Below are 23770 nucleotides of genomic sequence, written 5' to 3'. Positions count from 1 at the left end.
TTTATTAATATAAAGAATTTTGATGCTTTGAGTGCTTTCATCAAGCTGCTCAAAATACAGTGTTTTCCCGCCAAAACCCCATAGCTATTTCGGAAACAGGAAAGTGATATTGGCGCGGTAACCCCAGCCCTCAGGGCCATTATCAGGCGATGCCGCCCAATATCTGGCTCCGGCCTGAAAACTCACCGGTTGAGTGCCGAATTTTACAACTTTGGAAACAGAGAAATTAATGGGCACACTCCATTGATCACTGTTCCAGTCATAGGTGCTTTCGGTGTTCAATGCGAAAGTCCACGCGTCATCAGTCGTATATGAAACAAAAGGCTGAAACATCGACGAGCTGATATCTGAACGGTCACGATCGCCTGCAAAAGACCAGATATGATTTGCCAGTGCCCCGACAGTCCATGAGCCTTCCTGTTTCAATGCTACAGCTGTCGGACCTGCCCCCCATTTTTCACTGCCCAAAAGCTCATGTGTGCCGGTCGGCAAGAGAAAAACCGGCCCCATGCCCCAGATAAGTCCTCCGAGACCAGGCTTTTTGGGGGAGAAAAAGAAGCTTTGCACCGTGTCACCAAGACCGAACTGACTGCCGGATTTACCGGCAATATCTGATTGCCAGATAACGGGCACGATAGTGCGGGAAACAAGGGTCCAGTCTTCATTGAGGGAAAAAGGTATGACGGGTTGAATATTGAGTGTCGTTCTGTGCCCATCCTCGGGGCCGTAACCGCGGTCATAATTCACCTGAAACGGCACGCTGATTAATGAAGACACCGGATTGGATAATTGCTTGGCCAGATCCGTGTCTTGCGCAAGTGCCGGCAGTGAGATGCAGCAAGCCAGAGCTGTAATTGTCAAATACTGGTATCGGCATTCAATCATGATCGTTCCACTTCTGTTGAGTAGCGTCAATTCTGTCTGCATCAGACGGAGTTAGCTCAATTGATTTTCACAGCGATCATCAAATGTGCCCTTACCCGCCACACAAGAGTGAATGACGGGTTCGGGGAACGGGTAGTTCTAAGGATTGTTGGCCTGCATCAGTTGCTGAATCATAGCGTCAATATTGGCTTCCATACTTGGCTGACGCGGCGGATATTTTTTGAATGAGACGAAGAATTCCTGAACTTTTGCAATGGCAGGCGCAATCGTCCACGACCGGTTTTCCTGCCACTCATCAAATCCGCGTGCCTGCTGGAAACGCTCAAACGGATCGAGCCTCAGATTGGTTATCACCGGGGAAGTCAGATTGTCCTGAACGCCGTTGAACCATCTGTCCTGCTTCGTGAACAGGAATTTCCAGTCACCATGGCGCATGCCGTGGAATTTTGTTTCAGTGAAATAGAAGAATTCCTTCCGCTGACTTTCTCCCTCACCTTTAATCATTGCAGACTGATCATAACCATCGAGATGAACTTTATAGGTCTTGCCGCCGATCTTTTTACCGTCGAGCAGTTCCTTTTTAAGGTTTGGCTGCCCGAGTTGTGACATAATCGTCGGGATCCAGTCTTCCATCGTCATGAACTCGCCGGTTGTTTTTCCGGCGGGAATAACACCCGGCCATTTGACAGCAACCGGCACCCTGAAACCGCCTTCATAGCCGCCCAGACCCTTCTGCCCTCTGAAAGGTGTGTTGCCGCCATCCGGCCAGCTGTTGGAAGCTGCACCATTATCGGTTGAGAACATAATCAGGGTATTATCGGCAACGCCCAGCTCGTCGAGCAATTTCATCAACTCGCCGACATCATCGTCCATTTCCATTATGCCGTCGGCATAGAGACCGTAACCGCTTTTCCCTTCATATTCCGGCGAGAGATTGGTGCGGTAATGCATACGGGTAGTATTATGCCAGACGAAAAACGGCTTCTTCGCCTCCACCGCATCACTGATAAAACGCTTGGACTCTTTCAGCACATCGGCATCAAGTGTGCGTTGACGCTCGCGTCCGAAGGGGCCTTTGTCTTCAATCTTCTGCGTTCCGTCCGCATTTGCCCATGAATGAATAATACCACGCTGCGCAAATTGCTTGGCGACTTCCGGAACCTTTGGGAAATCATATTCCTCTTGATATTCACCGGCATTGAGGTGGTAGAGGATACCATAAAATTCATCAAAACCATGCGCCGTTGGCAGATGATCGTCACGGTCACCGAGATGGTTTTTACCAAACTGCCCGGTAGCGTAACCAAGCGGTTTCAGCATTTCAGCGAGAGTGGGGTCCTCTTTGCTGATACCCTGAGGCGTACCCGGCAATCCGACAGTTGCCAGCCCTACCCGTAGCGGATATTGCCCGGTGATAAATGCCGCACGGCCTGCAGTACAGGAGGCCTGAGCATAATGATCCATGAACAGCATGCCTTCATCGGCAATCCGGTCGATATTCGGCGTAGAGCCACCCATCATGCCTCTGTGATATGCGCTGAGATTCCAGATCCCGACATCATCGCCCCAGATGATGAGAATATTGGGCCTTGCCTGTTTTTCCTGTGCCTTTGCCTCCGAGACAAGGCTTAAAGACCGTGGCACAGCAAATTGTGCAGCTCCGGCCAGAGCAGATGTTGCGAGCAATGCACTGAATGACAAAAAGGTACGACGCTGCATGCTTATTCCCTCCTTGACTTGTGTTCGTGGTGCAATTTCGTCGGGGCAGCAGGCGTTCACCATTTTACTCAACCGTTCAAAGCTTCCCCGTGCTTTCGCGATTGGCATCGGCCTTGACTGATGGTGTGCCCCATAAAATATTTTCGTAAATTACAAATTTGGCTGTAAATCCAGAAGTACGTAACAGTAAATCCGGCGTTTTATGGCGTATGCATATGGGCGGGAAATGAGGACAAAAGAGTAGTTTTTCTTCAGTCTGAGGGACGCTTCACACAACGGAAACCCACATGGCTTGTCGACGTATCCTCCGGCTCTGCATGCCGTGCAGCGGGACGATAGCGACGGCAATAATTCGGCGCACAAAGATGGGAGCCACCCTTGATAACGCGTCTGGCGATCCGGATATTTGGTTGTTGCGGGTCATAGCTTAAAGCCGCTTCGCCGCCGCGCGGATTATAGGGAAGGCAGCAGGGGCTGGGCGCAGGTTCAGGATGCCTGTCGCTCCAATAGTCGCTTGTCCACTCCCACACATTGCCGATCATGTCATAGGCACCATATCCGTTTGCAGGAAATGACCTGACAGGCGATGTCCGCTCATGCCCTGCTGGTTTGGTGCTGCTCGTCGGGAAGATGCCTTGCCATGTATTGGCCATTGCAATGCCATCGGGCATCAATTCATTGCCCCATGCATATTCTGTATCTTCAAGGCCGCCTCTGGCCGCAAATTCAAATTCTGCCTCGGTCGGCAAATCAAGCCCTGCCCAGTCAGCATAGGCACACGCATCACAATAAGCGACATGAACCACGGGGTGATCCAGCTTGTCGCGGATATCACTCAGGTCACCCAGAGGTTTGCGCCAGTTTGCACCGAATTTGAACTGCCACCATTGGCTGATGTCACGTCCTGCAACCGTTGCCGGTGGAGTGAAAACGAGGGAACCCGCCCGCAACATTTCCGGAAGCGCCCCCGGATAATCCCGCACATCCGGCACTTTTTCTGCCAAAGTCACATGGCCTGTTTCTTCAACAAAACGCGCAAATTGTCTGTTGGTTACAGGTGTTTGACTGATCCAGAAGCCGTCAATTTTTACCGGATGCTTTGGCGCTTCTTCAGGATAGTGATCGTCTGATCCCATCGCAAAAGTTCCGCCCGGTATCCAGATCATCTCCTCCAGAACCTCATCGATATTGTATTTTTTTGAGACTTCCAGACCCATTGCCACCCTCCGGAAAACATCACTCAAAACTACAGTTTTGATTATGCTTTCAGAAGTACGTAACGGTAAATCTATAGATGAAAACGGCAGACAATCAGAAATTAATTATGCCCGATAAACGGCATTTGCCGGACAAATGTCCTGTTTTCCAAACTATCCAGAATAAAAGCGGCAACCTCTTCAACTGTGATGAACCGAAGCTGCACATTGCGCGGTGTCCGGGTCAAAATATGTAATGGTTTTTTAGTCGTGCGGGAGCTGAAAGGTGCCGGACGAATGATTGTCCAATCGAGGCTGCTTTGCCCGATTATCGCTTCCTGAATGTCTTTATCTGCATATTGATGACGGGTAATGAACGGATAAATGAGGTAATTATAAAACCATCCGCCATGACCTTTGGTATCTCCTGCGCCAATCCCCGTTATTACAACAAGCCGGTTCACTCCTGCAGCTTGCATCACATCCACAAGCTCTCTGGTCACATCAGAAAAAAGCGTCGTTCTTCCGGTGTGATCAACACCAAGACATATAACCACGGCATCATGACCGGTAATATTTTGCGCTAAAAATGCTTTATCCGCAGGCGCTCCGACGGCTATATCGAGATTGAATCCCGCGACAACTTTGCGGGCATCCCGTGTCTGCGCTGTCACTTTGTGACCACGCGCAACACATCGCTGAACGAGTATTGAGCCTACTTTGCCCGAAGCTCCCAAAATAAACACCCGAAGCTTTTCCGGTTTTGTAACAGAGCTGCTCTTCATGGCTTATTATTCATCCTGACTTCAGTCCCCAACACGCAAAGCCGGCATGTTTCGCCCGTTCTGATGCAGGGTCAGCTTTGTGGCTTTTCCGTCTTCCACGGTGAAACTGATTTGTGCATCAACTTCGCGCAGAAAGAATTTCGTATCGCTCTCGGGATAGGCTGCAAAACGCTGCTGACCGGTCAATTGCAGAAATAGTTGCCCCTTTTCTTCGGTTATGCTCATAATTGCACCGGGGGCGAGCAGATACTGCCCGACATAAGCGGGCAGTTTTGCGGTATCAATCGCAACAGCAATGCGTATCGGAGGCTGGGGCAGCAGTTCTTGCCGCGCGTCCAGCAAATGAGCGCCGATATCATCAATACCCGTAATGCTCAGGCGATTGGACAAGACAATAACGCCATTGCCATTCTCACGGTCGAAACCGGCGAAACTTTCAAAGCCGCCTGTCCGGCCATTGTGCCAGACAATCGTACGGCGGGCGAGTTTGGAAATGACCGGACCAAGACCAATCTTACGCGCTTTCCCGCCAGCCGGTCGGCTATGTTCCGTGAGCAAAGCAAAGGCAGGTTTAAGCGGGGTTTCCGTTTGTCCTGAAGCTGCAGCTATAAATTTGGCAAGATCACCAGCCGAAGTGATGAGCGCGCCTGCCGGTGCAAATGCATCAAAATCCCAATGGCTCACCGGTTCCCCGCCCCGTCCATGGCCTGTTGCCATATTCGGTTGCGTATTACCGGTCAAAGCCAGCACGCTTTGTTTCATGCCCAGCGGATCAAGAATTTCCTGCTGCACCATCCGGGTATAAGAGCGGCCATCAATATGGGTAATCACCAGCCCCAGCAAAGCGGTACCGGCATTGGAATAGGAAAAATCCTTACCAACCGGCCGGTTCAGACGATATGTCGCCAGCCAATCGAAAAGACCCTGACTGCCATAGCCGGTATAGGGATTATTAATATCCGCAGTCATCAGATCATCCGGCAGGCTTGGCAAACCGGATGTGTGCGTGGCAAGATCAAACGCTGTAATTGCCTTGCCCTTATAGGTCGGCAGAACAATATTTGCAGGCAGATAGTTGGCTATCGGGGCGTTGAGATCAATCCGCCCGTCCAGTACCAGTTGCGCCAGCAGCAGATTGGTGAAAACCTTGGTAATTGAACCGGCTTCAAACAGAGTATTCTCATCCACCTGTCGCGGGTCATTACGGCCAAACTGACCATGTGATACAAAGCGGGATCTGCCATTTTCGATCAAGGCAACAACAATGCCGGTCTGACTTCCATCAATACGGTCAGTCAGAATTTTCTTAACGTCATCATCAGAAGGCAGTGTCACTTCTTCAGCAAAGACCGGCACCAGCATTAGAGCTGTTGCCATAAATGCAGACAGAACGCGCTTCATATTTATCTCCAGTCACTGGTGTTCAAATCTGGAATAAAACTGCGAAGATATGGCGGGTAATTTACCCAAATTGGCCTTATAGAAGATGTTTTTCACAGGGCTGTTTTTCAGCCGCGATGTTAGAGCATAATTCCTTAAACTTGGATCAGTTTGAAGTAAAATTATGCTCTCATTTTAAAGTGTTAGAGTGACCTTTGTGTGCCAAGTCTGACACACGGCGCTCTAATTCAGATGTTTTCAATAAAAAAGACCGGAGCCGTGTATGACAACACCGCTCCGGCCTCTCTCACTGATATCACACTGCGATGCTTTAGAAATCAAACGAAGCGGAAAGCATGAATGTACGCGGTGCTCCGGCCGAGATAAAACCACGGGCTGACGATGCCCAGTAATTTTCGTTGAGAACATTTTCAACTGTTGCTCTGAACTCTACCGGCTTGCCATTCTCACGGAGCATTGTGTAACGCGCGCCCAGATCAACGCGTGTCCAGTCCGGCACTTTCTGCAGGTTTTTCTGGTCATAATAAGTGCTGCCCGTATGGACAACACGACCGGTCAGCGTCAGCCCCTCAACCCACGGCGTGTCATACTCACCATAGAGGCTGATAGCTGTTTTCGGAACACCCGGAACTCTGTTACCGTTCGTTTCGGGATTTCCTGTTTTATCCAGTTCGGCATCCATAAATGTAATACCACCCAGCAAACGAATACCATCAACCGGCTCGCCGAACACAGAGAGTTCCAGCCCGCGATTGACCTGAAGACCGTTCACCGCAAAATTGTTTTTCGCATCAGTAAAACCGTTCGGCTGTCTGATCTCAAACAGAGCTGCGCTCAGCATCAGATCGCCAAGATCATATTTGACCCCGACTTCCTTCTGCTTGTTTACAACAGGAGGAAAGCTCTCTGTATTATTGGCAGCGCGGGACGGTGGCTGCGGCCCTTCAGTCAGTGCCTCAGCATAATTTGCATAGACCGACAAGCTGTCAGTCACATGGGCAACAGCAGCGACGGCAGGGCTGAATTTAGATTCCGAATAATGATAAATCTGTTTACCAAACGGCACATCCGGATTTGGCCGTGTGTTGAAAGTACGTGTACTCATATGCTGATAACGTCCGCCAAGCGTCAGCTGGAAGCGGTCATCGGCAAAAGACAGCGTGTCAGAAATCGCGATACTGTTAGCGACCAGCTCGGAGAACGGATAGAGATTATCCGAGCGAGGCAGCCCGCTTATATCTACCCAGTTATCAGGCACATAGGCCGGATTGTAGATATTGATCGGGTATTTTTTGAAGCCCAGTTTTCCCGGATGGAAGCGACCGCGATGGTTCTCATTTTTCGCGCCGCTTACCGAAATATTGAACTTATGGCCGACAGGACCGGTATCAAATTCGGAGCGAACACCAATCTCACCCGACAGCCCCTGAATCTGCTGCGGATTATAGCCAAATTCAGCTTCTGCATCGCCGTTCGAATTGAGAATTGTGTATGATGTAGACAGGAAATCCTCACGATAACGGCTGATGCCACCTGCGGCATAGACAGTCGTATTGTCCAGAACATCAACCTCGACACGGGCAGCGGCCATATTGTGCTTGCTGTCGTGATATTCGAACGGATTGGCTGTGTTAATCCGGCCATTCGGTGCATCCGGAATTACAACACCTTCTTTTACCGCATTAAACAGCGAAGTCGGCGCATCGATATTCTGTCGGGAATGATTGAGATCAAGCGAGGCACGTACCCGTTCACCGCGATAATCAAGCCCAAGCGACAAGACACCAACCTGAATGTCATTATGTTTCATCGCAGTCTCGCCGCCGCGATAGGAACCATTGAAGCGAATGCCCCATTCGCCGTCCGGTCCGAAGCGACGACCAACATCAACATGCGACCATAATTGCGCATCGGACATATAGGTCGTTGTCAGGCGTGTCAGCGGTTCATCCGCAGCACGTTTTGGCACCAGATTGATTGTACCCCCGACGCGGCCGACACCGCCATTGACCAGAGCGCTTGGCCCTTTGAGCACCTCAACGCGTTCAATGCCCTCAAGATAGCTGCGACGCGGATTGGCAAGGTAGAAAAGTCCGTCATATGCAACATCCAGATTAGTCACCGAAAAACCACGGATGAAGAAAGAGTCACGCTCACTGAAAGTCGGCGCATCCTGACGCACGGACGGATCATTGAGTGTAATATCAGCGATCGATTTTGCCTGCTGGTTGCGGATCAGCCTATCTGTATATCCGGTCAAGCTGAATGGTGTATCGCGAACAGACCGGTTTCCGAGTGTTCCGAGTTGCGCACCGGTGGCAACCTGCCCGCCGGCATATTCAGCCGGTGGTTGGCCTATAGTGCCGGTAGAAGGATGTCCCTGCCCCACCACCACAATTGTATCCAGTACTGTTGCACCAGTGGTATCGGAAACCTGTTGAGCCTGCTTTTGGCGCGGCATGCGATCACTCTTGCCTGTTTCCTGAGCGAAAGCCGCCACAGCACTGACAGCAAACAGTGAAACACCGGCTAAAGCGGCACAGCCGCGCTCATAGGTAACCAATTGATATCTGCCCCTCATTCCAATCCCCAAGTTTTCAAAAAATGTAAAAATTCAATGGTCATCATTGCTTGTCAGCAAAACCGACATGTCATAAGAACGCGCGCATTCGGTTTTGGGGTGTCATCACATCTGCCCAAACTTAGCCGTCTTAAGAATAATAATATTATCTGCGATATTAAACATGATTATATAAGTCAAGTTTATGCGCCCGTCTTGTGCACACGCAGATCAGTTCTTGATGAAATATCCACACATTCCGAAAACACCTCTGCCTGATCACTGACAGATCAGATGCCGATGCGTGGCTCCATGCCCAAAAAAGTGAATGTTTTCCGAATGATTTCACCCGCAACCGGTGCTGCGGTTACACCGGCCGTCTGTCCGCGCGTGGCAGATTTCGGAGCCGGATCATCAACGATAACCAGATAGACATATGTCGGATCGTCCATCGGCATGGCCGCTGCAAAAACATTGAAATTCCTGTTCTTTGCATAGCGGCCGTTGACCACCTTCTCTGCCGTACCGGTTTTTCCGCCGACATTCAGGCCGCTGATATTCGCACGACGGCCGGAGCCTTTTTCCGCGCTCAAGCGATATAAATGCCGGACAATTGCACTTGTTCTTTCGGTGACAAGACGGCGGGCAGGCAAAGCAGAATGGTCAGCATCCCGCTTCAGGAGTGTCGGGGTAACGAGAACACCGCCGTTCAATATTCCGCCGATACCGGCGGCTGTTTGCAATGGTGTGGTTGCAAAACCATGACCAAAGGCTGCGGTAATCGATGTTGGCACAGACCAGTGCCGCGGCTCCATTGGCTTTGCTATTTCCGGCAGTTCCGGCGCCGCTCTCTCCAGCAGGCCGGAACGGATAAGAAAGTTCCGGTGCACTTCCACCCCGACAGAAAGCGCCTCCTGCGCGGAGCCGATATTGGAAGAAAACAGAAACACTTCCTCCAGCGTCAGCGGCCGTTTCTTGCCAAAATAATCACGCACAAGCTGATTACCGACCCTGATCGGATTGGTCGCGTCATAGATTGTATCAAGTCCGGCACCCGCATGCTCAACTGCCATCGCCGTTGTAAAGGTCTTAATGATAGACCCCATTTCCGATGCACTGGCTGTTATACGGTTCAGGCGGTCGGCCAGATGTATCTCCGCAGGCGTATTGGGATCAAAATCCGGTAATGAAACCAGCCCTAAAATTTCACCTGTTTTAATATTGAGGATGAGACCACCGACACCCGCCGCGCCATATTTAACAAGCGCTTTTGACAATTCATCATGCAAAGCATGCTGCACACGTAAATCGATGGATGTCACAACCGGCGCAAAATGTTCAGGGACTGAGAAACCGGCATTGCGGATATCAGCAATGCCCTGCCCGTCAATCCATTTCTCCAGACCGGCCACACCGGTATTGTCAATATTTGTCAGGCCGACAATGTGCGAAGTGGTACGGCCGGCCGGATAGGCTCTTTGTAATTCGGTACGGAAGCCAATGCCGGGAATACCTTCTGCCATCAGCCTGCTTTTAACCGACGGCGTTAATTGCCGTGCGAGCCATATAAAACGGCGTTGCCCCGACAATTTTTTATAAAGCGTTTGTAGCGGAATCTCGGGAATGATGCGGTGCACTTTTTCTGCCACTTCATCAATATCCGTAATACGGCGGGGCTCCGCATAAAGTGAATATGCCTTGATATCTATCGCAAGGATTTTTCCGTTCCTGTCCAGAATAAGCGGCCTGTGCATGCCGACAGGAGACATTGCCGCATGTTCTGAAGCAGGTACAATCGTGCCGAAGTAAATCATCCTTGAAAACAGTGCACAATAAATCGCCACTAACAATAATATCGCAAGTATATATCTGTTTGTATTATACGACTTCTTCATACACACACTAAAATTAATAATTAAAACTTCTTGATCGGATTTTTTGTTATTCACAAAAATTCACGAATGATTTCACATAGAAATAAATGATGTAATGGTATATTAGGGCTCGATAAGTCTCAATTCACCGCAATTTTCACTCACTTTCAGCGCGGATAATGCAATGCCCGATCAAACTAAGCTGGATGATTACGACAAATCGCTTCTCAGACTGCTTCAGGAAGATGCCTCAAGATCACAAAAAGAATTAGCCGAGCTTATTCATCTGTCACCCGCCGCTGTGCAGCGCCGCATCGCCAAACTTCAGAAAAAAGGCATCATCAAAAAATTTGCAGCCGTTGTTGATCCTGCTGCCGTCGGCCTGCCCGTGACCGTTATTGTCGAGGTCACGCTCAGCGACGAGCGGTCAGTGACGGTCGCTGCGGCCAAAAAAATGTTCAAAAATGCTGAGGAGATTCAACAATGTTACTGGGTTGCGGGCAGTGCAGGCCTGATCCTGATCATGACCGTTCCGACGACTGAAGAATATGAAAGCAGGACAGCGCAATTATTAGGAGAAAATCATCTGGTAAAATCTTACAGAACCATCATTGTACTGGACAGAGTGAAAGTCGATCTGTCCCTTCCCTTGTAATAGTCTTCCTGTCATATTTATTAAATTCGCCTTATTCATAAAATGTCAGACTGACTTGATATTTACAGAGTTATTTTTTGTTTTCTTAAAAACATGAAACACTAACCTGCGAGAGTTTTCATGCCAGCAAAGTTCATTATAAACGCACCGGTATTTTTCGGATCCATCATTGTCATCGGTGTGTTTCTAGCAATCGGGATCGTGGTTCCCGATCAGGCTGCGAGTATTTTTACCCAGCTTCAGACCGTTATTCTCGCAAATTTCGGGTGGTTTTACCTGCTATCCGTCGGCATTTTTCTGGTCAGCGTATTGCTTCTCTGTCTGGGACGGTACGGACGCCTCAAACTCGGCCCCGACGATTCAACGCCTGATTTCAGCTTTCTCTCGTGGATTGCAATGCTTTTCGCTGCGGGTATGGGTATCGGGCTGATGTATTATGCCGTCGGTGAGCCGATGACGCATTTCATGGCGCCGCCAACCGCAGAACCGCGCTCCATTGCAGCAACACGTGAAGCCATGGCGGTTACATTTTTCCATTGGGGAATTCACGCCTGGGCTATTTATGCCGTTGTCGGCCTGTCCCTTGCCTATTTCGGATATCGTTACAATCTGCCGCTCACCATCCGCTCCGGCCTTTATCCGCTGCTCAAAGAGCGGATTAACGGCCCGATAGGCCATGCAGTCGATATTTTTGCCATCGTCGGCACCATGTTTGGTATTGCAACCTCGCTGGGACTTGGCGTTTCACAGATTAATGCCGGACTTCACTATCTGATCGGCCTGCCAATCGGGTTGCAGGTTCAGCTGCCACTTATTATTGCAATCACGGCACTGGCAACGATTTCCGTTGCAACAGGTCTGGATAAAGGCGTGCGCATTCTCTCTGAGACCAACCTGCTGCTCGCTATTCTCCTGATGCTTTTTGTGCTGATTGTAGGGCCTACTGCAGAGCTTTTCCGTGATTTTGTGCAGAATATCGGCCTGTATCTCGATACAATCGTCCTGCGTACCTTCAATATTTATGCCTATGAACCAACACCGTGGGTCGATGCATGGACACTGTTCTACTGGGCATGGTGGATATCATGGTCGCCTTTTGTCGGCATGTTTATTGCCCGTATTTCGCGTGGCCGCACGGTCAGGGAGTTTGTGACAGCCGTGCTGTTTATCCCGGCCGGTTTCACATTCTTCTGGATGACCGTTTTCGGCAATTCGGCAATTCTTATTGATACGACAGTTGCAGGCGGCAAGTTAGGAGCAGAAATTGCTGCGGATGTCTCCGTCGGCCTGTTCCACTTCTTTGAATATTTGCCATGGACGACACTGACTTCGACTTTGGCGGTCATGCTGGTTGCCATTTTCTTTGTTACATCTTCGGATTCCGGCTCTCTTGTTATCGATTCAATCGCCGCGGGCGGAGAGACCGAAACAACAACCGGACAGCGGGTTTTCTGGTGCACATTGGAAGGTGTGGTTGCTGCAAGTCTTCTGGTTGCAGGTGGTCTGGGAGCTTTGCAAGCTGTGACCATTGCAAGCGCCCTGCCATTCAGCATCGTCATGATCGCGCTTGTCTGGTCACTGTTTAAGGGGATGAAAGCCGACCTTGCACAACAAGCCGCCCATGCTGCAATTCCGGTTGCGCCAAGCGCACAGCCAGCCTCGGGGCTCACATGGCAACGCAGATTGTCGCTGATTTTGCATGCGCCAACCCAACGTGAAGTTGCAACATTTATCGCAGGTCCCGCCAAGGATGCTTTGAATGCAGTTACCACCGAACTGAACAATCGCGGTCGGGAAACCGTTGTTGTTACAGAAGACAATGGTGCAATCGCACTGCGTTCCACGGCAGAAGGCACACGCGATTTCATCTACGGTATCATGCCCGTTGCCCAGCACATCCCTGCTTTTTCTACACTGGGGGTCGGCAAGCCAAATCTCCGTCATGAAGCAAGGACATATTTCTCAAGCGGCGGCAGAGGTTATGATGTGATGGGCTTCACAAAAGAGCAACTGATCGTGGATATTCTGGTGCAATTTGAAAGATATCTGGCTTTGGTTCATGCGCCGGAAACGCAACTGGTACACAGCGCACCGGAACATTCAGCGGATATGTAAATTTCCTACATGCTGAAGGCCGGATGAGGCAGTTGATACACATATAAAAGCACGTGTTGCTCCATATGGCAGCGCGTGTTTTGCGCATATCTCAAAAAACGACGCTTTAAGACTGATAAGTTCACTCAGAGGTTTTATTTTAAATTGAAATTTATACTTAAAAAATAATCTTATTTATTTTCATTTTTACCTGTAAATAATAAAAAAGTGTTAGTTCAGCAGTACAAATTCAGACCATAAATTTTATACATTGACATATAATTATAGTTGTAAGATTTAAAGGCAGAACACTTTGCTGTTCATATTGTTGGCGGACAATTCGAAAACCGCGCCGGTTTAGTTAACCGGCTATTTCTCAAAACAGGACTTATCCATGAGTGAGATTACAATCTCGCGGGACTCCGAAATTTCATTTCGGCGTATATCTGCGTTAACTGTCGAAGATGTCTGTGAGCTAAGTGAAACGCTCTCCGATGAGCATCGCGGCATGGTTGCCGACAATGGTACATCCATTGCCGCAGCACATTTTTCTGAAAATGCCTGGTTCCGTGCAATTTATGCTGACGATACACTGATCGGCTTCATTATGTTGCATATTGGTGCCGATCATGATGACGGAATTGATTGTCCGGGGGTCTTTTTGTGGCGTTTTATGATCGCAACACCGTTCCAGAAATTCGGCTTTGGCCGTCAGGCTATCGGGCTTTTAAAGCGTGATATAAAGCTCAAAGGCTATAATGAGATTTTCACAAGCTATGGCACCGGAGAAGGTAGTCCGGAAGGTTTTTACACTCTTCTTGGCTTTGAAAAAACCGGTGATAGCTATGGCGATGAACTGGAAGCCGTGTTGAAATTCTAAATCAGACTACGGGCGTTAGCGATGACACACTAACGCCTGTTCTCTCAGCACTGATCCTTGTATTATCGGATTTGAACGATACAAAAAACAGGTGTGGCTACGTGGCAAAAGGCTCGTTCAAAATAGCGCCTTGCAAAATCGACGGGATCACGGCGGTTGCGGCGGACTCATCCCACACATTCGGCCGCCATACGCATGACCAGTTCGGCATTGGCGTCATCATCCGCGGTGCGCAAAAATCATTGAGCGGACGGGGCATTGTTGAGGCGGCAGCCGGTGATATCATCACTGTCAATCCGAATGAGGTTCATGACGGCACCCCGATCGGTGACCATGGCCGTGCGTGGTATATGCTATATTTTGATACCGATATTTTAGCCGAGCCGATGAAGGAAATTCGGGGCGGCAACACGAGAATATCGGAGCTTAAAAAGCCGGTCTTGCACGACACGGCTGCAACAAAGCATTTCCGCTCTCTGTTCAAAAGCGTAACCAATCCGTCAGATATTTGCAGCGAGTTTGAAATACAAGAAAACCTGCATCTGTTGCTGACACGGCTTGTTACAAGCCACAATTCTGCCGACAAATACAATGCACCCTCAGCAATCGAACTGGCACGCGAGCGCATAGATGATGACCCTTGCTCGCCGCTTTCTCTCGGCGAATTATCTGCGCTTGGCAATGTCAGCCAGTTTCAGTTGATACGGGGTTTTTCAAAACTCACCGGCCTGACACCTCACGCCTATCTCATTCAGCGCAGACTGCAATATGCGCGAAAAATGATCATAAATGGCTCAACGCTGAGCGATGCAGCCTATGCGTCCGGCTTTGCAGATCAGAGCCATATGACCCGTTTATTTGTAAGCACCTATGGCATCTCACCAAAGCAATATGCCGGTATCAGAGCCTGATCTGCAATTTTCTTCAAGACTTTGCCGTCAATAACGACGCAAATGGCTCAAAAACGAGCCAGAGCAATGTCCATTCACTACCGCTATTCCCCGTCTGTGCTGACTTCTTTCCCGCAACTGCAATCCCGTGGTTTGCTGATTGACGGCATCGACCGCAATGCCGCCCCAAATGCTGCGATGTCTCAACTGACTGCCATTGCCGAAAACCGTCTCGCTCATGCTACTGAAGGGGAGTTTCCTGAAATCAAAGCATGGCGCCGCGCCTTTTCCGCCATGGGATATAAACCGACCCAATACAGATGTGCCTCGGAAGCATTGCTGCGTCGTTTCCGCATGGAAGGTTCACTTCCGGCGCTGCACCCTCTGGTTGATCTCTGCAATGCAACATCGCTGGCTTTTGCAATTCCCGTTGCCGTTTTTGATGTCGAAAAAATCAACGGCATTCTCAGTATCCGGCACGCTGACGGCGACGAAGTTTATGAGACATTCGGCGGGAACACGGAAAGCCCCGAGCCAGGCGAAATCATATATGCCGATGACGACAGGCGAGCACATGCACGCCGCTGGACAAACCGGCAGAGCGGCTGGTCTGCGATAAATAGTGAAACAAAAACAGCGCTGATTGTGACTGAAGCACTGCATGAAACTGCACAGCAAGACACGGATAAGCTTACAAATTCGCTGATGACAACATTGAAACAGCTATGGCCTGCGTCTAAAATCACTCAGGTAGTCCGGCATGACTTTTGAATATTTACTGACAGCTTTTATTGTCAGCGCCATCCCCGGCGCAGGCGTTGTTTATACCGTTGCGGCCGGTCTTGCGGGCGGCAAGCGCGGCTATATCATTGCAGCACTCGGTTGTACGCTTGGCACCCTGCCCCATATTGCGGCAGCCATCAGCGGCCTTGCGGTTTTGCTGCACACCAATATTACGATCTTCATCATCATTAAATGGCTTGGCATTGCCTATCTGTTCTACATGGCATGGAAGATGGTGAGCGACCACACGATGCTGCAACTGAATGAAAGGACCAAAGATAAAAGCGCGCAACAAATAATCAGCTCAGCGATTTTCATCAATCTGCTGAACCCGAAACTGTCCTTGTTTTTCCTTGCCTTTTTACCGCAATTTATCAGCCCGCAAGAAGCATCGCCGGTCTTGCGCATGCTGGAGCTGAGTGTGGTTTTCATGATAATCACATTTGCGGTTTTCATCGCCTATGGTGCTTTTGCCGCCTCAGTCCGGCACTATCTGATTTCCGATCCGTCAGTGCAAAAACGGGTTCGCTATGGCTTTGCCTTTGCTTTCATGGCACTGGCGCTACAACTGGCTTTCACCAATACCAATCCTCATGCGGAAAATAACAGGTCAGCCAGAGCAATGCCGATGAGTGTCAGCTCTTCAGACATGATCTGGTCGTCTGTTTTTACCTATGACTTGTTCAGTTCAGAAGAGATACAGCAATCAAGCCCGAGCCTGAATGTCCCTTTCCGGCGCTTTTTCCTTGTCAGATTTTAGACCGGCAGCCGTATTAAAACTCAACAAGTTCCACATCGCCTGTTGCTGCACTCACCATGATTTCAACGCGCATGGACGGATCGCCCAACTCGACTGCGCAGCAACATCTGACCGGCGGCGCATAAGGGGCAATCCAGTCTTTCCAGACCTGATCCATACCCTCAAAATCAGCCATGGATGTGATCCAGATTTCCGCAGTCAACAGACGGGATTTATCACTGCCTGCACGTTGTAGCAGATCATCGATTTTACCAAGCGTCTCTTTCGTCTGTTCTTCAATCGTGCCGCCTTTATCAGAGAACTGACCGGACAGATAACAGACACCGTTATATTTCACCAAACGGCTGCGGCGGGCATTAATATCACTGCGTTCAAGCTTCATTTCATCCTCATAATACTCAGATTTCAAGTCCGGCTTTGCGGCTTTCAAGGGCGGAAATCACACGGAAACCGATGCTGCGGAAGGGCTCCGGCGCTATAAAACTGGCTTGTCCCATAACCTGCTCAAGAACGGAATGATCGCCAAAGCCGCACATCAGTTCCGCCAGATGCCGCCCCAGCATTGTGCCCTTGGCAATGCCGCTGCCGTTGCAGCCGCCGGAAGCATAAAGCCCGTCTTCCAGCTTGCCCCACCATGGTGCACCGTTCATAGTCAGGGCTGTGGTGCCGCCCCAGACATATTCAAATTGCACATGGCGCAAACCGGGCCAGCGGCGTTCAAAGCGGTTCCGTAATTCTGCTTCCACGTAAGTCTGTGTCAGTTCTTTTTCATGGGCATAAAGGCTGCGCACCATCAACCGGTCAGAACCGATGCGCCGCAATGTTGTGCCAAGCCGGTGAGACGGCAGCAAGCCCCATGACTGATCCTGTCCCAGTAATGCTCTGTCCGCCTCGGGAACGGATTCTGTCACTGCCGCATAGGTATAAATAGTCGTCATTTTGGTATTCAGATAACCAAAACGGCGGATAAAACCATTATTCGCCAAAGCAATATTCTTCGCCCTGATTTGCCCCGACCGTGTGGATAATATCCAGTCACCCTGATGCTGAATCCGTTCAACCGGTGTGTTCTCATAAAGTTCAACATCGGAAGGCAGCGCATCGGCCAGACCACGGATCAAGGCTGCAGGCTGTAACAGCCATGTATCTGAGAGATACAGGCCAAAACGGTAATAATCGGTACCTATCCTCTCTGCTATGTCACTGCGCGATAATTCCTGATGTGCCACTCCGAGTTTTTTGGCCACCTCTAGAACAGAGCGGACAGAGGCCTCACCACGTTCTGTGGCCGCGCCGCGAATGGCACCGACCTGCTGCATATCGCATTGGATATTATTCTCACGGATAATATCCGTCAGCCATTTGAAGGCTTCCGAAAACAGGTTTGATTGCAGCCGCGCTTTCTCGGACATTTCCACGGTAATATTCCGTGGCAGAACATCTGTGCCGGTAAAACCGGAATTGCGAGCGGAGGAACCCTCGCCCACGGTCGTCGCTTCAACAACAGCAATGCGGGCATCGGGGCGAAGTTCACGCAGACGACGCGCAACGGCAAGTCCGGTATAGCCTGCGCCGATCACGGCAAAATCTACGTTAATGTCGCCATCAAGCGCAGGTCGTGGTGTGCGCGGCGGAAGCATCGCATTCCAGCCGCAAATATTGGAATAATCAGGATAAGTCAGTTTTGACATGTTCAACCACAGGAAATGTGGCTGGCTCAGAGCCAGCCACGTACGGTTTCAATCAGTGAAATGCGTCTGTTCAGTTACAAGCGGTCCGAGCGACAAAGAGCCTTTCAGCTCGAAGCCCCAATCAAGGCTCTTTTTGCGAACCCAGACCTGCGCGGTTTCATTCAGCGGAATTGCGCAGACATCCGCGACAATCAGTTTCTGTGCTTCATGCCAGAGCTGAAGCTGCTTATCCGGATCCACTTCTGACCGGGCCGCAACAATCTGCTCATCAGCAGCCGCACAATGACTGAAATTGGTCACCGCAGTCGGTTTGCCGACAATGCTGTCTGAATGATAGAATTGTGTGAGGTAATAATCCGCGACAGGAAAACGTGCGGCGCCATACATCACAATCGGGCTGAGATCCTTGCGGATCATCTGGTGCCAGGTCGCATGTTCCACCGGTTCCAGTTCCAGCTTGATGCCTGCTTTGGCAACCTGTGCCTGCAACATCTGTGCCGACTGCTCCAGACTTGGCAGCTGACTGGACAGCATTTTAATTGTTACGCCATCCGGATAGCCTGCTTCGGCCAGCAGGGCTTTGGCTTTTTCCGTATCATTGGAGACAACGCCCGCCTCATCCGTATAACCGAGATTATTGCTCGGGATGACCGATTTCACTTCACGGGTGAATTCCTTGCCGCGGAACTGCGCCATCTGGGCGGCATTGACCGCATAGGCAAGCGCCTGTCTGACGCGGATATCGTCAAACGGTTTCTTGGTACGGTTTACATGAAGCAGCGTCAGCTCGGCCGGATCGAAAATATCAACCACGGATTCCGGTACTTCCCGTGTCCGCGCCAGCCATTTCTGATCTGTGGTGCCGGCGGAGACATCGATCTCACCGGAGATAAAGGCCAGATCGCGTGCGGAAGCCGCATTCAGAAAACGATAGATAATTTTCTCAAGCTTCGGCTTGCCACGGAAATAGCCATCATGGGCTTTGAACTCGATGGAAACACTCGGTTCGATTTTTTCCAGTGAGAAAGGCCCGAAACCAACCGGACGGCGCTGAAACTCGTCGCCACGCTCCTCATAGGCTTTTTTACTCAGGATAAAACCGCCGGAATAATTCGACACCAGTCCGAGCAGACTAGGCACCGCTTTTGCAAGCGTGATTTTCACCGTATAGGGATCAACCGCTTCAACAGATTTCAGAGCAGCATAATCGGTCGCGAAAGCTGATGTTTCCGGTTTTCCAGCTTTATTGAGAGAGAACACGACATCATCGGCCGTTACCTCGCCATAACCCTGCTGAAACTGTACGCCTTTACGCAAATGGAATGTCCATTCCATTTTATCTGCTGAATGCTCCCATTTTTCAGCAAGATCAGGCTCAATTGTTGAAGGATCTGTACTGCCGGGTGCAAAGCGCACCAGTCCGCCGAAAATCCATGCAACCAGTGTGCGATCCGATGTCGAATTGGCAAAATGCGGATCAAGCTTGCCGACATCTGCTGCCGCAGCCCCTAAAACGAGTTCTGTTTTAGCCGCAAAAGCCGGCATAGATACCAGTGCCGAACAGGCCATGAAAGCTGCCAGTGCGCCGGTTTTTAAAACTGTTCTGTACATATTATGCTCCTCCTCTTTTATTTTATAATTTGTCTGCTCAAAGCAGCATGCACGGGGGTAAATCCTGCCTGCGGGAAATCCGCAAAAGCCTGAAGCAAAAACTGCTGGCCATCGGGGGTGATATACGCCGCATTAATCCGCCGGAATTTCGTGACAATATCCGCATAGCCAAGCGGATTGGCCACATCTCCGCGCGGATGCAGCACTTCCATTATTTGAACGCCCTGCCCCTGATCCAGCGAGACACGCGCCGGCGTTGATTTCGGAAAAGCCGAAGCAAAATCAGAGGTAGCCTCAAGCGTAATCCGCTCTGTCAGCGCCAGTATTTCAGGGTCGGCCAGCATATCCGGATTAACCGGCTGCAATGCGGCTTCACCTTTCAAAGCTGCCAAGGCACAGCTGAAATAAAAACTATATTGCCCGCCTTCGAGTGTTTGCGGCGCACGCTCGTTGGAAAGGCGTAAACCCTGCGGAAATGTTTCGATTTTCAGTGAAAGCACCGGCAATTCCGGTTTACGCATTGCTAAAATAGCGTCGACCGCTGCATGCATATACCGGCAGCAGGCATAGGGTTTGAGATAACACTGCATCAGCCACCATTGCTGACCATCGTCAGACAGCAATATTGCAGGGTCATATTTTTCTGCATTATCCAGTAAATCACGGGGGCCCGTAGCACCGGCAACAGCGCGATAGGCAGCGGTAATCCCTGCTACAACCGCAGGCGGGATCATTTCTTTCACCGTCGTGCCCTGATAGCGCGACGTACCGGACGGATAACCGATCGGCCCTTCCGCACCGGCAATCGCCAATGCATGAGCCATGGCCGGAGCACTCAGTTTTAAAAGCCGTCCTGCGGCAGCGGCCGCACCATAGCCGACCCAGCGCCCGCTATTATAACTGTCAATCGCGGCGGTTGGTCTGGAGGTGGCAATGCGCAGCGCAATATCGTAGCCAAGCGCAATCGCGTCATAAATATCCTCATCGGCACTGCCCAAAGCTTCAGCCACGGCCAAAGCCGCCGGAATAACACCGGCACCGGCATGACCAGCAGCGCCGCGATGGCCGTCATCAATATCCAGAGCACTCGCCGCCGCACTATTTGCCTGAGCGGCACCGGCAACGGAGGACTTTTCTCCGGAAAGCCAGAGTGTGGCTGCACTTCCCCCGTAAGCATGAATTGCCGTATAACGCGCCGCTTTTGCCAGATCAGATGTAAAGCCTGCGCCGGTTGCCGCAACCAGATCCAGAACCAGCAACCGGATGCGCTCTTTCACATCCGCAGGCAATTGTCCCTGCGGATGTTCCGCAGCAAAAGCAGCAAGTTTATCGATGATATGCATTGAATAAATGCCCCGTTCTCATTGCATTTCGTTATGCGGATTGCCGGATATAATGCCCGTCAGATGCTCTCGCCCACCGGCTGACCGGCGGGTTGTAATCAAGCGGCTTCAGCGGGCTGCGTGGTTTCTCCTTATCGGCAGCGGTTATAATGCGCTCTTTTCTCTGTGCCGGATGCGTGACCGGAATCGCGGATAGCAAGCGCTGCGTATAAGGATGAACCGGATTGGCAATGACGTCTTTCTTGGCACCGATCTCTACGATCTCGCCAAAATACATGACCGCAACGCGGTCACAGATTTTCTCGACCGCTGCCATGTCATGGCTGATGAAGAGATAGGAAACGCCAAACTCCTGCTGCAGATCAATCATCAGATCAATGATCTGTCCTTTGATCGCCACATCGAGTGCGGAAACCGCCTCATCCGCGATAATCAGTTTCGGTGACATAGCAAGCGCACGGGCAATACAGATACGCTGCCTTTGCCCGCCGGAAAATTCATGCGGCAGGCTGGCAGCGCGGCGCGGATCAAGCCCCACTCTTTCCAGCAGCCAGTGCATTTTCTCCCGTGCCTCTTTACGCTGTGCAAGATTATGCACAGTCATCGGTTCCATGATTGCGGAACCGATGGTTTGTCTGGCATTTAGCGAGCCGAAAGGATCCTGAAAAATCATCTGCACATCGCGGTGCAGAGCCGACAGGCTTTTGGGGTCTTTATAATCGATCTCCCGTCCGGAAAGCTGAATTCGGCCTGCATGAACAGGAGCGAGATCAATAATTGCTTTGCCGATCGTTGATTTTCCTGAACCGGATTCCCCGACAAGTCCCAGTGTCTCGCCTTTGCCGATTGCGAAGGAAACATTTTCCACCGCATGAACATTGCCGGTCAGTCTGCTAAGCAAACCCGAGCGCACCGGAAAGCGCACGCAAAGATCATTGACCGTAATCACCGGAGCATCTTTTGCATCGCTTGAGCCTTCAGTCAGCGGCAGTTCCTGTAAAACTTCCAATGACTCGACCTGTTTCACCGATCGTCCGACAAGGCTTGGCGCTGCTGCAATCAGCGTATGGGTATAGTCATCTTTCGGGTTCGAAAATATCTCGTGAACTTCGCCCCGTTCAATCTCGCGCCCTTTTTGCATCACCAGCACATGGTCTGCCATTTCGGCCACCACACCCATGTCATGGGTAATGAACAAAATGGCTGTGCCGGTTTCACGCTGCAATTCCCGCAGCAAATCCAGAATTTGTGCCTGAACCGTCACATCCAGCGCCGTTGTCGGCTCATCAGCAATAATCAGTTTCGGGCTACAGGCCAGTGCCATGGCAATCATGACACGCTGGCGCATACCGCCGGAGAAAGTATGCGGATATTGTTTCATCCGTGTTTCAGGGTCAGGTATACGCACCTTGCGCAGCATCTCCAGCACAGCCTCACGCAAGGCTGTTCCTTTCAGCCCGCGGTGCAACCGGATAACCTCTGCCAGCTGATCGCCGATCCTTTGCACCGGATTGAGCGATGTCATCGGCTCCTGAAAAATCATGCTGATCTGACTGCCGCGAATACTGCGCATCCGGTCTTCTGAAAGACCCAGCAATTCCGTATCTCCGAGCCGGACAGAACCTGTTGCATGGCCGGTTGCTTCCGGTAGCAGTCCCATAACAGCAAGCGAGGTCACACTCTTGCCGGAGCCGGATTCACCGACAAGTGCCAGTGTTTTTCCTGCTTCAATTTCAAGATTAAGGCCATGAACAACGGGAACGGCACCAAAAGAGATATGCAAATCCCTGATAGACAGAATGGAATTATTCTTCATCACGATGCATCCTTCAAACGGGGATCAATCGCATCACGCAGCCCGTCACCGATCAGGTTAAACGCAAGCACCAGCAGCAGAATTGCCAGACTTGGAAACAAAGCCAGATGGAAAGCATTGAGAATATTGTCGAAACCTTCACGCACCATGCCGCCCCATGTCGGGGTTGGCGGGGCAAGACCCAGCCCGATAAAAGCCAGCGATGCTTCAGTACGCACAGCCGTTGCCATCCAGAGGGATGTCATGACCATCACTTCGGGCAGAATGGCGGGAAGAATATGCCGGAACAGAATACGTGGTCCTGAAAAACCCATTGAACGACCGGCCTGCACATATTCACGATCACGCTGGGTCAGCACCGCCGCGCGGGCAATACGTGCAAAGGCCGGCGTGGCAGTAAAGGCAATCGCAATAATAATATTGGTCAGTGTCGCCCCCATGAGCGCCACCAGTGCCAGTCCGAGGATGAGTGAAGGAAAGGCCAGCACCACATCCATGATCTGCATGCAGATAATATCTGTGCGTCCGCCGAGATATCCGGCAAGCATACCAATCAGGGAGCCGATAATGGTTGCGGCAGCAATCGCCAGCAGACCAATGGTAAGACTGTAACGAGCGCCCCAAAGCAAGCGGGAGAGAATATCCCGCCCGAAATTATCCGTGCCAAACCAGTTCTCAGAACTCGGCGGCATCAGCTGTTTGAAAATATCCTGCTCTGCCGGATCATAAGGCGCAAGAAGCGGCGCAAATATTGCGGCGCCGATCAGCAGGAGGACAACAAGAATGCCGATCCATGTCGAGATACCGAGCCTGCGCAGAAACGGCAT

At 50.7% G+C, this 23770-nt stretch carries 18 protein-coding genes and 1 pseudogene; 6 read left to right on the top strand and 13 right to left on the bottom strand.

The window, feature by feature from the left end:
• Positions 1-84: 84 nt before the first annotated feature.
• From BKD14_RS13010 to BKD14_RS12980, 7 genes are all read right to left on the bottom strand, one after another.
• Positions 85-885, bottom strand: coding sequence for a hypothetical protein (locus BKD14_RS13010; RefSeq protein WP_075656644.1), 801 nt, complete (start codon positions 883-885; stop codon positions 85-87).
• Between the two features lie 138 nt (positions 886-1023).
• Positions 1024-2604 carry an arylsulfatase gene (locus BKD14_RS13005; RefSeq protein ID WP_083647120.1) on the bottom strand — a complete coding sequence of 527 codons (1581 nt, stop codon included), beginning with the start codon at positions 2602-2604 and terminating at the stop codon, positions 1024-1026.
• Positions 2605-2855: 251 nt separating this feature from the next.
• Positions 2856-3821: a formylglycine-generating enzyme family protein gene (locus tag BKD14_RS13000; RefSeq protein ID WP_075656642.1), complete on the bottom strand. Its 966-nt coding sequence runs from the start codon at positions 3819-3821 to the stop codon at positions 2856-2858.
• 101 nt (positions 3822-3922) lie between these two features.
• Positions 3923-4585: an NAD(P)H-binding protein gene (locus BKD14_RS12995; protein WP_075656640.1), complete on the bottom strand. Its 663-nt coding sequence runs from the start codon at positions 4583-4585 to the stop codon at positions 3923-3925.
• 21 nt (positions 4586-4606) lie between these two features.
• Complete coding sequence (locus BKD14_RS12990) at positions 4607-5986, bottom strand: serine hydrolase (protein WP_075656638.1); 1380 nt, start codon at positions 5984-5986, stop codon at positions 4607-4609.
• A gap of 310 nt (positions 5987-6296) precedes the next feature.
• Positions 6297-8567: a TonB-dependent siderophore receptor gene (locus tag BKD14_RS12985; RefSeq protein WP_075656636.1), complete on the bottom strand. Its 2271-nt coding sequence runs from the start codon at positions 8565-8567 to the stop codon at positions 6297-6299.
• A gap of 269 nt (positions 8568-8836) precedes the next feature.
• A complete protein-coding gene (locus BKD14_RS12980) occupies positions 8837-10360 on the bottom strand; it encodes a penicillin-binding protein 2 (protein ID WP_175576101.1) in 1524 nt (507 codons plus the stop codon).
• Between the two features lie 244 nt (positions 10361-10604).
• Between BKD14_RS12980 and BKD14_RS12975 the strand changes: the two genes are divergently transcribed.
• The 6 genes and pseudogenes from BKD14_RS12975 to BKD14_RS12950 form a co-directional block, all read left to right on the top strand.
• Positions 10605-11075, top strand: a complete 471-nt coding sequence (locus BKD14_RS12975) for an Lrp/AsnC family transcriptional regulator (RefSeq protein WP_075656632.1) — start codon at positions 10605-10607, stop codon at positions 11073-11075.
• A 120-nt stretch (positions 11076-11195) separates the two neighbouring features.
• Complete coding sequence (locus BKD14_RS12970) at positions 11196-13190, top strand: BCCT family transporter (RefSeq protein ID WP_075656630.1); 1995 nt, start codon at positions 11196-11198, stop codon at positions 13188-13190.
• A 373-nt stretch (positions 13191-13563) separates the two neighbouring features.
• The gene (locus BKD14_RS12965; protein ID WP_075656627.1) at positions 13564-14049 is read left to right on the top strand and encodes a GNAT family N-acetyltransferase; all 486 of its coding nucleotides are present in this window, start codon (positions 13564-13566) and stop codon (positions 14047-14049) included.
• Between the two features lie 101 nt (positions 14050-14150).
• Positions 14151-14960 carry an AraC family transcriptional regulator gene (locus BKD14_RS12960; RefSeq protein WP_075656625.1) on the top strand — a complete coding sequence of 270 codons (810 nt, stop codon included), beginning with the start codon at positions 14151-14153 and terminating at the stop codon, positions 14958-14960.
• Positions 14961-15032: 72 nt separating this feature from the next.
• Positions 15033-15710 carry a phenylalanine--tRNA ligase beta subunit-related protein gene (locus BKD14_RS12955; protein WP_075656929.1) on the top strand — a complete coding sequence of 226 codons (678 nt, stop codon included), beginning with the start codon at positions 15033-15035 and terminating at the stop codon, positions 15708-15710.
• Positions 15700-16302: pseudogene (locus tag BKD14_RS12950) on the top strand (LysE family translocator); the annotation flags it as partial. The gene BKD14_RS12955 and the pseudogene BKD14_RS12950, both read left to right, overlap by 11 nt.
• Before the next feature lie 193 nt (positions 16303-16495).
• Here the strand turns inward: BKD14_RS12950 and BKD14_RS12945 are convergent.
• The 6 genes from BKD14_RS12945 to BKD14_RS12920 are packed head-to-tail and all read right to left on the bottom strand — an operon-like array spanning position 16496 to position 23770.
• Entirely contained in the window at positions 16496-16864 is a 369-nt protein-coding gene (locus BKD14_RS12945; protein ID WP_022712050.1) for a RidA family protein, read from the bottom strand.
• A gap of 16 nt (positions 16865-16880) precedes the next feature.
• Positions 16881-18173, bottom strand: coding sequence for an FAD-dependent oxidoreductase (locus tag BKD14_RS12940; RefSeq protein WP_075656622.1), 1293 nt, complete (start codon positions 18171-18173; stop codon positions 16881-16883).
• A 48-nt stretch (positions 18174-18221) separates the two neighbouring features.
• On the bottom strand, positions 18222-19784 hold the full coding sequence (locus BKD14_RS12935) for an ABC transporter substrate-binding protein (RefSeq protein ID WP_075656620.1): 1563 nt from the start codon (positions 19782-19784) through the stop codon (positions 18222-18224).
• Positions 19785-19801: 17 nt separating this feature from the next.
• Entirely contained in the window at positions 19802-21127 is a 1326-nt protein-coding gene (locus tag BKD14_RS12930) for an MmgE/PrpD family protein (protein ID WP_075656618.1), read from the bottom strand.
• Between the two features lie 31 nt (positions 21128-21158).
• Positions 21159-22943, bottom strand: a complete 1785-nt coding sequence (locus BKD14_RS12925) for an ABC transporter ATP-binding protein (RefSeq protein ID WP_075656616.1) — start codon at positions 22941-22943, stop codon at positions 21159-21161.
• The gene (locus tag BKD14_RS12920) at positions 22943-23770 is read right to left on the bottom strand and encodes an ABC transporter permease (RefSeq protein ID WP_306401450.1); all 828 of its coding nucleotides are present in this window, start codon (positions 23768-23770) and stop codon (positions 22943-22945) included. Before BKD14_RS12920 ends, BKD14_RS12925 begins: the two co-directional genes overlap by 1 nt.

It is taken from the genome of Pseudochrobactrum sp. B5, from assembly GCF_001939785.1.
GTDB classification, from domain to species: domain Bacteria; phylum Pseudomonadota; class Alphaproteobacteria; order Rhizobiales; family Rhizobiaceae; genus Pseudochrobactrum; species Pseudochrobactrum saccharolyticum.
Note: the sequence above shows the minus strand (reverse complement) of the source record. Positions and strands in the feature narration are given on the sequence as shown.

Excerpts from the sequence above, each read along its gene's own strand:
- BKD14_RS13000 (WP_075656642.1), bottom strand. The coding sequence starts at position 3,821 with ATGGGTCTGGAAGTCTCAAAAAAATACAATATCGATGAGGTTCTGGAG.
- BKD14_RS12945 (WP_022712050.1), bottom strand. The coding sequence starts at position 16,864 with ATGAAGCTTGAACGCAGTGATATTAATGCCCGCCGCAGCCGTTTGGTG.
- BKD14_RS12925 (WP_075656616.1), bottom strand. The coding sequence starts at position 22,943 with ATGAAGAATAATTCCATTCTGTCTATCAGGGATTTGCATATCTCTTTT.
- BKD14_RS12970 (WP_075656630.1), top strand. The coding sequence starts at position 11,196 with ATGCCAGCAAAGTTCATTATAAACGCACCGGTATTTTTCGGATCCATC.
- BKD14_RS12980 (WP_175576101.1), bottom strand. The coding sequence starts at position 10,360 with ATGATTTACTTCGGCACGATTGTACCTGCTTCAGAACATGCGGCAATG.
- BKD14_RS12995 (WP_075656640.1), bottom strand. The coding sequence starts at position 4,585 with ATGAAGAGCAGCTCTGTTACAAAACCGGAAAAGCTTCGGGTGTTTATT.
- BKD14_RS12975 (WP_075656632.1), top strand. The coding sequence starts at position 10,605 with ATGCCCGATCAAACTAAGCTGGATGATTACGACAAATCGCTTCTCAGA.
- BKD14_RS12930 (WP_075656618.1), bottom strand. The coding sequence starts at position 21,127 with ATGCATATCATCGATAAACTTGCTGCTTTTGCTGCGGAACATCCGCAG.
- BKD14_RS12935 (WP_075656620.1), bottom strand. The coding sequence starts at position 19,784 with ATGTACAGAACAGTTTTAAAAACCGGCGCACTGGCAGCTTTCATGGCC.
- BKD14_RS12965 (WP_075656627.1), top strand. The coding sequence starts at position 13,564 with ATGAGTGAGATTACAATCTCGCGGGACTCCGAAATTTCATTTCGGCGT.
- BKD14_RS13005 (WP_083647120.1), bottom strand. The coding sequence starts at position 2,604 with ATGCAGCGTCGTACCTTTTTGTCATTCAGTGCATTGCTCGCAACATCT.
- BKD14_RS12990 (WP_075656638.1), bottom strand. The coding sequence starts at position 5,986 with ATGAAGCGCGTTCTGTCTGCATTTATGGCAACAGCTCTAATGCTGGTG.
- BKD14_RS12940 (WP_075656622.1), bottom strand. The coding sequence starts at position 18,173 with ATGTCAAAACTGACTTATCCTGATTATTCCAATATTTGCGGCTGGAAT.
- BKD14_RS12985 (WP_075656636.1), bottom strand. The coding sequence starts at position 8,567 with ATGAGGGGCAGATATCAATTGGTTACCTATGAGCGCGGCTGTGCCGCT.
- BKD14_RS13010 (WP_075656644.1), bottom strand. The coding sequence starts at position 885 with ATGATTGAATGCCGATACCAGTATTTGACAATTACAGCTCTGGCTTGC.
- BKD14_RS12920 (WP_306401450.1), bottom strand. The coding sequence starts at position 23,770 with ATGCCGTTTCTGCGCAGGCTCGGTATCTCGACATGGATCGGCATTCTT.